Genomic DNA, 11486 nt, shown 5'->3' with positions numbered 1-11486 from the left:
TTCTGCCTGTTGTGTACTGTGATTCAAATAAGCTGAGAGATTATGGAGCCCGAGGGGCTCCTGATCTTGTGGTAGAGGTGCTGTCTCCCTACACCAGTAAAAAGGATCTGAATGACAAGTTCAGGCTTTATGAGTATCATCGAGTTGCCGAGTACTGGGTGGTTGATCCCTCCGGCAGCATAGACAAATCCCCTGTGGGCCCGTATGCTTGCCTATGCGCACTATTGCTTTGCTCTATTATTATCGTGTACTGCATGTGTTGAAGCAGGATAATCCCCTGTCGCTGCTGTCCATGGCTCTTTTATTCGGGGCATTCTGCTGGGGAATAATCTGGTATGCTGCTTCTGGTCTTTCAGTAGAGGTATTGTATCTACTCATGGTCTGTATTCCACTGCCTTTTCTGTATAGCGCCAGTAGCGTTGTTGCGCTCAACACCCGGGAACAGCTTTTTGTGCATTCCTCTACCATGCGAATGTTATGGGCGGGGAGGCTTCTGAAATTGCGCCTGATTGCCCTGGGTTTCACCGGTGCCGGGGCATTGTTCTTTTTCTACTCTGCTGTCGCAGTTTCCTTCTGGCAGATTATTCAGCAGCTTATACTGTATGAATTGACGCTCCTTGTCTGGGCATTTCTTCCATCTATCAGCCGGGACACAGGCACGAACATCAAATCAAACACACGCCCCCCGGGCAAAAGCAGGATACAAGGTCCTGCCGTTATCTTTCTGTATCTCCTGCTAAGTGCTCTGTTTTATCTTGCAAAGAATACTGTTCCGATGATTCTATTGCTCGGTGCTGCCGCAGTTTCCGCTATTCTCCTGCTCGTGCTGTTCCTGCGAATGCCGACTGCAGTGATTCGCCTGTATGAGCAGAGCCGACAGGCAGAGATAGCAGCGCAATCGAAGGGAAGCAGAAGAATTTTCGGCAGACATGTTTCGATGAAGCATCTGAATATAGCTGGTATCAATCTGGCTGGAGCAGCAGCTGGAGTTGCTGCAGTACTCCTGATCTACCGCTATTCCCGCGAGGTGGAACTGCTGCCCTTTGTTGCCCTCATTCTGCTCAATGCCGTCTGGGCGCTGGTAGTCATTTCTGCTGCCGAGAATGAGAACTATGCCATGCCCGTTCTGGCGGGGGTCCGGCTCGGTCATTTTCTTGTACTCCGAGTGCAGGATTATCTGCCGGCAATCGGTTTACTGGCTGTTTCCTCTGCCATAGCGGGTTTTGTATGGGCTGGCTGGACAGGAATTACGGCTGCTGTCATGCCGGTGTTTATGACTGTGCTATCTATCTGTCTGTATATACGCTATGGATCACTGAGTCTCCCACGGCTTGTGCTGTGTGCAATAGCGTATGCAGGACTTGCTGCAATTATGTATTATTCCCTGCTCGCAGGGATTACTGTTCTGATATGTGCTGCTTTCCTTTCGAGAGGACAGTCAGTTCACTACTATAAAGAGAGGGCATTCGACAATGCTGAGTATTGAGAATCTAAGTTACCTGTATTCCAGCGGAGACGGCATCAACGGCATCGCGTTTTCCGCCAGCGGGGTTATTGGGGTTGTCGGTGAAAACGGTGCCGGAAAAACCACCTTGTTCAACTGTATTGCCGGGCTTTTAAGCGGTGCTGGCATTGTACGTCTCCATGACGAGGTATTTGATCCTGAAACGAGTCCGGTCTCCTACATGCCTGCCTTTGACTATTATTATTCCGATTTGAGCGGACGGCAGAACTGGGAAATTCTCGGGCGCATGTGCGGTCTGGAAAAGAAACACTACACACAGCATGAAGAACTGATTCATGACTTTGGACTTGATCCACACCTCGACAAACCTTTTTCAGCCTGCTCGACCGGGATCAGAAAAAAACTGCAGTTTGTCGGTAGTCTCTTCAGTCCTGCCAGACTCTGCATCTATGATGAACCGCATAACGGGGTTGATCTTGTTTCAAACCTGAAACTCAACCGTGAACTCAGGAAGCTTGCTGACAACGGTAAAATCGTGCTGTTCTCCAGTCATATAATGGAGAATGTCCAGACCGTGTCGGACAGCGTAATCTGGATACAGCAGGGCAGAGTACAGGAGCATTGCCACCCACCGTATACAGATCTCAGCCGGAGATTGATCGACCAAGGCTGATTATGAAATTCTCCTTCGTCAGTTACGCTTTTATTAAAAGGTAAAAATAAATCACCTGCGGATGGAAATAATCTGTTATAGTATATGAATGCGTCTGAAGAAAACTGTTTCAGCTGCTGCCGTCCTGCTTTGTTATACATCCTCAGCCACCGGTCTTTTGTTTGCCGCGGCGGATTCCCCGGCGGGACTCTATTATATTGAGACCATCAGTGTGTATCTGCTTGGACTTGTTCTCATGAGCGGCATACTATTGATCCTGAGAAGCAGATCCTCAATTCGAGGCTTGATACTGGTGAAAGTGATTCTGACGGCATTGCTGCTGTACACTGCTCCGGACAGGCTTCTGCTGATTCTCCCTGTGCTCGCGGCAGTATGTATTGAGCAAGCATTCTATCTCGGTCGAACCCTTGAGAGGATAGGCTTCCAGATTTTTACGGCGGTGATCCTTCTCTGGACCGGCAGTGGTGAAGCCCTGCTGGGAGTAAACACCTTTCTGCTTCATGCTGACGAAGTTTCTCCGCTGCTCAATGCAGCGGCCATGCTGAGTACCGCTTTGCTTGTTTCCTTTTTTTCACTCCTTCTGTCCGCCGCCCTGGACTCCTGTACTGTGTACCGGGAGCTGGCTGAGCGACAGGAACTCAGTCTGCAGAATCTGTCAGAGTTCAACCAGAAGTTGCAACGCTGGGCCCAGGAGGCTGATCAGCAGTCGGCTGAACGGGAACGCAATCGCATCAGCAGGGAACTGCATGACATCGCCGGGTATATGTTCACCAATCTGATAGCCCTTATGGATGCCGCAATGAGTACCGGGAAAAGCAATCCTTCACAGCTGGCTGATCTTCTTACCAGTGCCAGAAGGCAGGCTCAGGAGGGCCTCCAGGAAACCCGGGTTGCGCTTCGCAGGCAGCGGGCAGTGCAGCCGGAAAGCAGAAACAGTTCCCGGACCATTGCCAAAATCACCAGTATTTTTCAGGAAGTTACCGGTACCAGGGTCGAATTGCAGCTGGGTAATCTACCCCAACAACTTGATGCTGACCTCAGCAGAACCTTGTATCGTATAGTTCAGGAAAGCCTTACCAATGCTATCCGTCACGGCAAAGCGAGTCTGGTTCAGCTTCATTTCTGGATTCACAAGGACAATCTGATAATCAATATTCATGACAACGGAATCGGCAGTACCGAGATCACCAAGGGCATCGGTCTGGCCGGCATGGAAGAACGGGTATCCCGCCTGCAGGGTTCAATAGAGGCAGGAAATGCCGAGGAAGGTGGATTCCGACTACACATCCGCATTCCCTATGGCACGCAGATCGAATCAGAGCAAACGGGAAGTACAGGAGAATTATAAATGAACGCCAGAATTCTGATAGCTGACGACCAGCAGCTGTTTGCAGAAAGTCTCAGGACATTCATTACCAACTATGCCGATGACCTGGAGGTTGTGGGTCTGGCTATGGACGGGGCAGAGGCTGTAAAGCGTGCCTCCGAACTGCAGCCGGATATCATATTAATGGATGTTCATATGCCCGGCACCAATGGAGTGGAAGCAACCAGGCAGCTCAGAACGCTGCATCCTGAAATAAAGGTGATTATGCTTTCCACCTTCGATGAGGATGAGTACGTACGCCAGGCTTTGAGCTATGGTGCCTCGGGCTACCTGCTGAAGGATATTTCTCCAACCGAGCTTATCGCAAGCATTCGGGCCCTGCAGTCCGGTGTCCTGCAGATCAGCCCCCAGGTGGCTGCAAAACTGATTCAGGGTCTGCATGATGATTCCCGCTCCACCATGAAGAAAGTAGCCGAGGAATTCGAATGGTTCGAGAGCCTGACCAGGCGCGAGCGTGAGATCTTCACCCTTATAGCTACCGGCTATGACAATCTGCAGATTGCCGAGAAACTCTGTCTGGCTGAACAGACCGTCAGGAATCACGTCAGCATGATCTATTCCAAACTGGATGTCCATGATCGCTTCCAGATTATTCAGCTTGCCAACAAGATTCGCTACCATGAGTCCGATGGTTGAATACCGGTACATTTGTACCGGAAAAATCAATGAAAATCGGGATTTTTGTTTCTATCGGGCTGAAAGATACGGGGTTACCCTGATTGAAGAGTAAAACCCAAACAGGAGGAAGTTTTATGAGGAAGCTTACGATTCTGGTTCTTCTGCTGGCACTGCCGGCATTCGTTTTCGCTGGTGGACAGAGGGAGGCTGAAAACCGTCTGGTTATCAATTCCTACATGTCAGATGAAGCCCCGCAGCAGGCTTTTGCCAATCTGGTAGCCGATTTCGAGGCTAAAAATCCAGATATTACAGTAGAGGTCAACACCACTGCCCACGAGCAGTTCAAGACCGTTCTGCCGAACTGGCTGACCAGCCGGAATGCCCCGGATGTGGTTACCTGGTTTGCCGGCTATCGTATGCAGGCTTTTGCAGAACGCGGTTTGCTGGAACCCCTTGACGATGCATTCAGCGGCAATGAATTCAACGAGGCTTTTCCTGAGGCCTTCGTCAGAGCATCAAGCTATAATGACAGCATATACTTTCTGCCCCAGAGCTGGTATTGGTGGGCAGTTTACTACAACACCAAGGTTTTCGATGAGCTTGGCTTGAGCGTTCCTGAAACCTGGGATGAGTTTCTTGAGGTTTCCGAGGCTCTGAAGCAGGCAGGTATACAGCCGATTGCTATTGGTGCCCGTGACACATGGACCGCCGGTGGATGGTTCGGTGCCCTGAACTCTGCAATCAATGGTATGGACTATCATGAAGCCCTGACCACTGGCCGGGTACCTTATACTGATGCTGGAGTCCAGAAGGTATTCGAAACCTTTGCTGAGCTCAACACCAAGGGCTACATAATGGAAAATGCCACCAGCTACAGCTGGCAGGAAGCTGCAACACTGCTGTTCAATGAAGAAGCAGGCATGTACCTCATGGGGCAGTTTATTTACGACGTAGCTCCAGAAAATGTGCAGCAGAATCTCGATTTTTTCCGATTTCCGACAGTCGGTGATCATGGCTATGCAGTTGATACTCCTACTGACGGCTACATGATTCCAGCAAATGCCCGGAACAAGGAAGCTGCCAAACGCTTTATTGCATACCTTGCAACCGAAGAATCCCAGGCAATGTTTGCAACCGAGCTCGGCCGTCTGGCTGCCAATCAGAATGTTGCACCGCCGGATGCAAATGCTGCCCGCGGGCTGGAAATGGTTCAGGGTGCAGTTGGTGCGATGCAGTTCTACGATCGTGATGCACCGGAAGAAATGGCACAGCGCGGTATGAACGCAATTATCGAGGCCATGGAAAACCCGGACAGAATTCCACAGATTTTGCAGGCTCTGGATGCCGATCGGGAACGAATCCACGCAATGGATCCCTGATCCGCTTCATAGCTATTCATCGATGTCCCGGCTGTTGCCGGGACATCTGTAATCATCCAGGAGAAATACTATGATCAAACGGAGACTGCAGCTTTCACCGCTTACTCCACTCAAGTTTCTTGCGCTGCCGCTTGCAATGTATACGGTGTGGGTGCTCGCACCGATTGTACAGAGCATGGTCTTCAGCCTGACACACCGCAGTAGCATTTTGATAGAAAGCCGGTATGTCGGTCTTGCCAATTTTTTCCGATTGTTTCAGGACAGCATTTTCCATCTTGCATTGTGGAACAACCTGCAGTGGATGCTTGCTTTTATTCTGCTTCCGATTCCGATTGGTCTGGCTATAGCTATGTTTTTCAATCAGAATTACCCGGGAACGAAAGTCTTCAAGACCTTATTTTTTATTCCTATGACCCTGTCCTACGCGGTAATAGGTACGATCTGGGTCTGGATATATCATCCGAATGTCGGAGCTCTCAATACGGTTCTGAACTCGCTGGGACTCTCTCATTTAACCCGGCAGTGGCTCGGTGATCCGGCCTATATGACTCGGGCATTGATCGCGGTCGGTGTGTGGCGGCAGGTTCCCTATGTCATGATTCTCTATATTGCCGGACTCAAGAATGTGCCGGTCGAACTCATCGAGGCATCAATGATAGACGGGGCGAACTGGCTACAGCGTTTCCGGAACATCGTCATTCCAATGCTGAAGCCGGCTACTGTTGTGGCAATTACGATCTCGATTATTGACAGCTTACGCGCCTTCGACATTGTCTATGTCATGACCAACGCGCAGCCCAGGGCGGCCCAGGTTCTGGCCAGCTATATGTATACATCGAGTTTTCAGTACCAGGATTACGGCTATGGAAGTGCGATAGCGGTTATTCAGTTCCTGATTACCCTGGCCTTCATCCTGTTCTACGTGAACATAACCCTGAAAAATGAAGACCCATTATAGGAGGACTACCGTATGAGAACCGCTGATGATATTAAAAAAAAGCGGCAGCGTGATCTGCGAAAGCGGATGCTGGCAGCTGCCTTCTATATAGGTGCAACTATTCTGGTGCTTGTCTGGCTCATACCCGTTATTATTGCCGTGTTTACTGCTGGCAAGACCATGGATGAGCTCATGTCGACCCCGTATATGTGGGCCAGGCCGAAGACATGGACCTGGCAGAATTTTGTGCAGGCCTGGACGCGTGCGGGAATGTCGCGCTACATATTCAACAGTTTCATGATTACCATTCCCTCGGTCGCGGGGACGCTCATGATTTCAAGCCTCGGTGCATTTGCCCTGGCTTTCTACCGATTCAAACTGAATAAAAGCATACTGATTGTGTTCGTAGCTGGTATGCTGATTCCATTCCAGATGCTCATGATTCCCGTATTCAGGATGAGTGATCATCTTGATCTGATCAATACATACCGCGGCGTCAGTCTGTTTCATATTTCATTTCAACTCGGTTTCTGCGTGTATTTTCTCAGAAATTTTTTCAGGACACTTCCATACAGTCTGATTGAGGCTACCAGAATGGACGGTGCCCGGGATCTGACAATCTTCGTCAGAATCATTCTGCCTCTTGCGCTTCCCAGTCTGGCGGCGCTTTCTGTCCTGCAGTTTACCTGGATCTGGAACGATCTGCTCTGGTCACTGGTATTACTGAATCAGAACCGCGTTATGACGGTAACCCAGGGTCTTGCCAACATGCAGGGACAGTTTATAACCAACTATAATATTATTGCAGCCGGGTCGATTATTGCCGCAATTCCCCCGTTGATAGTATTTCTTTTATTCCAGAGATTCTTTATTTCCGGCTTGACAGTCGGGGCAGAAAAGGGTTAATTAAAAGTATTAATTAATTAAAGGCTGAACGAAGGGAGAGATTGTTAATGCAGAAAGTAAACGGACGATATAGCGTCTATGGCAATGAATTAAGCCGTAGTGAGTCTAAAAAATGTGATGCCTGGCAGAACATGTTCATTAAGAAATACAATTATGATCCAAATGAGACGTATAAGCTTTCGGTCACCGAAAATCAGTATCTGGGTAATGAGCTCGGATTGAAGAATATCGTCCGTGACGGAGACGGTACCGAAATTACTGCTGAAAATGCAGTAATCTGCAGCACGATCCGCATGGGATTCGGACATTACCGCATAGCCATGGCAGGAGCCAGCTGTGCTCAGGCCATGGGATATACACCGCTCTGGATGGATCTGCTGGGTATACCCGGGATCTCGTCGGACGTAATCAACTACTGTAACACCTGGTACAGCCGATTCTCCCGGAAATCACAGCGTAGCGAGTGGTTCAATACCCATGTCTGGGAGCCGGTGACAACAGGTGACCGATCAAATTTTCCCGGTATGAATGCCTTTCTGAACAAGTGGATTGTCGGTTGGCCATGGCGTTTTCTCAAGACCAACGTCAAGGATTACAAAATGAGCGAACTGTTCAGGGAACTATTTGGCGCGCTTCCCCAGGACATGCCGATTCTCACTGCTCATATGTGGAACTGTATGGGTGCGGTTGCCGGAGGTATGACGAACGTCGTTGACATGATGTTCGATAACTGGCCAATGGCATTTCAGCTCACCGAAGGAGCCAAGCACGCCGTACAGACCCCTTCGGGCTATTATGGATTCCGGGCAATGCGCGGGTTCGATCCGAAAAATAAAATCCTGAAGCCGGTTCCGCAGGACTCGCTATATTACGTGGGGCATCATGTGGATCATGAGCTCGTACATAATATTGAAGCCGATTGTGCTGCCCGTCTTGAGCGCATGAAAAACGGCGAACCACGTCGCTTCATGGTAACCATGGGTGGGGCAGGTGCCCAGCGTGAACTCTTCCTGGCAATCGTGAAGCACTGCATGCCGCTCATCGAGCAGAAGAAAATAACACTCTTTATCAACCTTGGTGATCATGCAGGAAACTGGGATTGGCTGAAAGCAGAGCTTGGTGATGATGTAGGCAAGGTTACGACCCACTTCGACTGGGAAGATACCAGAGCCTATGCAGATTCAATCCGTGACAAGCAGGCAGAAGGGCTGCATGTGTTCCTGCATGATAATATCTATCATGGCGTATATGCCACCAATTACCTGATGCGTGTCTGTGATGTTATGATTACCAAGCCAAGTGAGCTGGCATTCTATCCGATTCCCAAGATTTTCAATGCCCGTGTCGGTGGCCACGAAATGTGGGGAGCCGTACGTGGAGCAGAAATAGGTGACAGTACCTGTGAAACCAGAACCGTTGGTGAAACCCTGCAGGCGATTGACCTGCTGACCCACGAGGACGATTTGCTGCAGATGTACTGCGACAGCATCGTGCAGAACAAGGGAATCGGTATCTATGACGGTGCATACAAGGCCGTAGCACTGGCAACCGGAACCACTTTTGACCGTAGCAAGCTGAAATAGTACACGAGCTGAAATAGTTAAATAGAACTGCCGGAATATTCCGGCAGTTCTTTCTCAAAATGCCACAATTTGTGCAAGAAACTGTTTGACATTGCACAGGAGCGTACAATTAGTTATGCTTTTCCCATGAATATCGATTGCTCAGCAGTACCGCTGGTATGTCATTACCAGCCCATCGTTCATCTCGCTGATCAGAGCATATTCGGAGTCGAGGCATTGATCAGAGGTGTCTCTGCCAAAGATCCCGGGCACACCGCCAACAGCAGCATTATTCCGCCTCTGAAACTTTTTGGATCTGCGCGCAGTCCCGAAGAACGCCTTGAACTAGACCGTCGCTGTCGAGATACCATCTTCTCCAGTTCCTCCTCATTTATATGGGATGGGCATATTCCACTGCTGTTTGTAAATATTGATCTTGGCAATGTTCGCGAGGTGCCGGGGGCCTTCCGCTTTCTGCAGCAGCAGGTAGCCAATGCTGGTCTTTCTCCTGAGCAGATTGCGATCGAGATTGTAGAGTCGCGGGTCAGCAATGCAGATATTCTCACTGATTTTGTCAGTACCTACCGTGATGCCGGCTTTTTGATCGTGCTGGATGATTTCGGAGCAGACCACAGTAATCTGGATCGCATTCTCCTGGTCCGTCCCGACATAGTCAAAATCGACCGCAACCTTATTTCCGGTTTGGATACCGATCATTACCGGCAAGCCGTTTTTCAGGCAATAGTATCCCTGGCTCATAGAATCGGGTCTCTGGTTCTCGCCGAAGGAGTAGAGACCGAGGCAGAAAGCCGGATGTGTAGCCTGCTCGGAGCTGAACTGCAGCAGGGTTATAGTTTTGCCCGGCCGGGTTCCGACCCGAAGAAAATAAGTGTCGAGCTTCAAGGCCTGCTCGAAGATAGAAGCCGTGAACTCTGTAGTTGCCAACGGGAACTCCAGAATCAGCAGCAGCTTGCCAGTGAGGAATACCGGGAGACCGGTCTGGGAGTTATCAATCAGCTCAGGAAATACAGTATTGAGGACATTGATCTTGTGGCGGAGGAAGTCGTCGGTGCATATCCGCGGCTGGAATGTCTGTATTGCCTGAATCCCGAGGGGAAGCAGATAAGCAGCACGCTACATGGAAGTTCAGCTCTGGCACGGCATCCGGCGTTTCATCCTGCTGTCAAGGGAACCGATCACAGCCTGAAACCATATTTTCTGCAATTGAGATATGCCGATTTTACGGTAACTGAGCCATACATCTCTTTTGCCAGCGGGAAGAACTGCCGTACTGTTTCCATGCGCTGGTCTGACTGTAATCAAAATGAAGTAATTCTGTGCCTTGACTTTTCCCAATGAGTAATTCTCCGATTCTGGTACTTTTTTCTGATACCTGGCTACCAAGCCGAAATGGAGTCGTCACCTCTTTGTGTGAGCTGATCACGGGACTTGCGGATTCAGGTGTGCAGGTAATACTCGTCGCACCTGGTGATCCACGTCCAGGCAGTTACAACCCGCAGCCGGGGGTAACAATGTGCCCTGTGGCCTCGATTCCGCTGTCCAGAGATGGTGAATGGAGGTTTGCTGTTGTCAGTCGCAATAAGCGGAAGCAAATCCGGCAAATGCTGTCGGAGCTCAGTCTGAATCATCGGGTAATAATTCACAGTCACACGGAATTCAGTCTTGGGTGGACCGCCCGGGGTCTGGCTGCAGAGCTGAAACTGCCCTGGGTTCACAGCAGTCACACATACTGGCCTGCCTACCGGCATTACCTGCTGCCTGGGCTACGGCGTCTTCCGCTTGAGCACGCTATGCAGCGCTTTCTCCGGACCTGCGGCGTCTGTGTGACGCCTTCCCTCCGGGGAAAGAACTGGCTGACCGGGCTGATTCCTGAGACCTGCCGTCTGCAGATTGTGCCGAATGGCATAAAAACCGGGGCTCGCCCATCTGCTGATCAGACCGAAGCAGTCAGGAACAGCTGGAATATTCCTGCTCATGCACAACTGATATTGTATGCAGGGCGACTTGCTCCGGAAAAAAGAGTGATAGAACTTTGTCGGGCTCTGGCCGCTACCCTGGAGGCGCGGAATCTGCAATATCTGGAAGGAAAAGGGCAGGCCCTGTATCTGGCAATTGTCGGAGGAGGACCAACCAGTGCAGCCCTGAACCGCAGCATCCGGGAGCTTGGAGTTGACGAATGGGTCGTTGCCACTGGTTGGCTTGCTCGAGAGGAACTGCTCCCCTGGTACAATGCTGCAGATGTATTCTGCAGTATGTCACGCAGTGAAGTTCATCCGATTACCCAAATCGAAGCCGCAGCAGCAGGATTGCCGGCGGTTGTGCTGAATGATCCTGCTATGCGCAGCATAGTAATTCACAATCAGACCGGCATACTTGTTCAAGAGGATTCCAGATATGCCGAAGCTGTTTCCACACTTCTTGATGACCACGTTAGTCGCCGGAAAATGAAGCTTGCTGCTGAAATCCACTCGCGAAACTTCAGCCGGGAATCTCATGTTGAGGCACTGTGTGCAGTTTATTCCAGTCTTCCCTCGTAGC

11 protein-coding genes are annotated in these 11486 nt (G+C 50.2%); all 11 read left to right on the top strand.

Annotated elements, in window-relative coordinates:
• Positions 1–11: 11 nt before the first annotated feature.
• The 11 genes from ACYQ2L_RS07830 to ACYQ2L_RS07780 all read left to right on the top strand — a co-directional run bounded on the left by ACYQ2L_RS07830 (position 12) and on the right by ACYQ2L_RS07780 (position 11485).
• Complete coding sequence (locus ACYQ2L_RS07830; RefSeq protein ID WP_460053639.1) at positions 12–263, top strand: Uma2 family endonuclease; 252 nt, start codon at positions 12–14, stop codon at positions 261–263.
• Positions 215–1486, top strand: a complete 1272-nt coding sequence (locus ACYQ2L_RS07825) for a hypothetical protein (protein ID WP_460053638.1) — start codon at positions 215–217, stop codon at positions 1484–1486. The genes ACYQ2L_RS07830 and ACYQ2L_RS07825 overlap by 49 nt, the downstream gene beginning before the upstream one ends.
• Positions 1473–2138, top strand: coding sequence for an ATP-binding cassette domain-containing protein (locus tag ACYQ2L_RS07820; protein ID WP_460053637.1), 666 nt, complete (start codon positions 1473–1475; stop codon positions 2136–2138). Before ACYQ2L_RS07825 ends, ACYQ2L_RS07820 begins: the two co-directional genes overlap by 14 nt.
• A gap of 88 nt (positions 2139–2226) precedes the next feature.
• A complete protein-coding gene (locus ACYQ2L_RS07815) occupies positions 2227–3486 on the top strand; it encodes a sensor histidine kinase (protein ID WP_460053634.1) in 1260 nt (419 codons plus the stop codon).
• Entirely contained in the window at positions 3487–4161 is a 675-nt protein-coding gene (locus ACYQ2L_RS07810) for a response regulator (protein ID WP_460053633.1), read from the top strand. It begins immediately after the preceding gene.
• A 116-nt stretch (positions 4162–4277) separates the two neighbouring features.
• A complete protein-coding gene (locus tag ACYQ2L_RS07805) occupies positions 4278–5522 on the top strand; it encodes an ABC transporter substrate-binding protein (RefSeq protein WP_460053631.1) in 1245 nt (414 codons plus the stop codon).
• 70 nt (positions 5523–5592) lie between these two features.
• Positions 5593–6480: a carbohydrate ABC transporter permease gene (locus tag ACYQ2L_RS07800; protein WP_460053629.1), complete on the top strand. Its 888-nt coding sequence runs from the start codon at positions 5593–5595 to the stop codon at positions 6478–6480.
• A gap of 12 nt (positions 6481–6492) precedes the next feature.
• On the top strand, positions 6493–7365 hold the full coding sequence (locus tag ACYQ2L_RS07795) for a carbohydrate ABC transporter permease (protein ID WP_460053627.1): 873 nt from the start codon (positions 6493–6495) through the stop codon (positions 7363–7365).
• A gap of 47 nt (positions 7366–7412) precedes the next feature.
• Positions 7413–8948 carry a DUF6938 domain-containing protein gene (locus tag ACYQ2L_RS07790; protein ID WP_460053625.1) on the top strand — a complete coding sequence of 512 codons (1536 nt, stop codon included), beginning with the start codon at positions 7413–7415 and terminating at the stop codon, positions 8946–8948.
• A 126-nt stretch (positions 8949–9074) separates the two neighbouring features.
• Entirely contained in the window at positions 9075–10286 is a 1212-nt protein-coding gene (locus ACYQ2L_RS07785; protein WP_460053623.1) for an EAL domain-containing protein, read from the top strand.
• Complete coding sequence (locus ACYQ2L_RS07780; protein ID WP_460053621.1) at positions 10283–11485, top strand: glycosyltransferase; 1203 nt, start codon at positions 10283–10285, stop codon at positions 11483–11485. Before ACYQ2L_RS07785 ends, ACYQ2L_RS07780 begins: the two co-directional genes overlap by 4 nt.
• Position 11486 lies beyond the last annotated feature (1 nt).

The organism is Spirochaeta dissipatitropha (assembly GCF_054657935.1).
The sequence above is the reverse complement of the archived record's forward strand: the minus strand, read 5'-3'. Positions and strand labels throughout refer to the sequence as shown.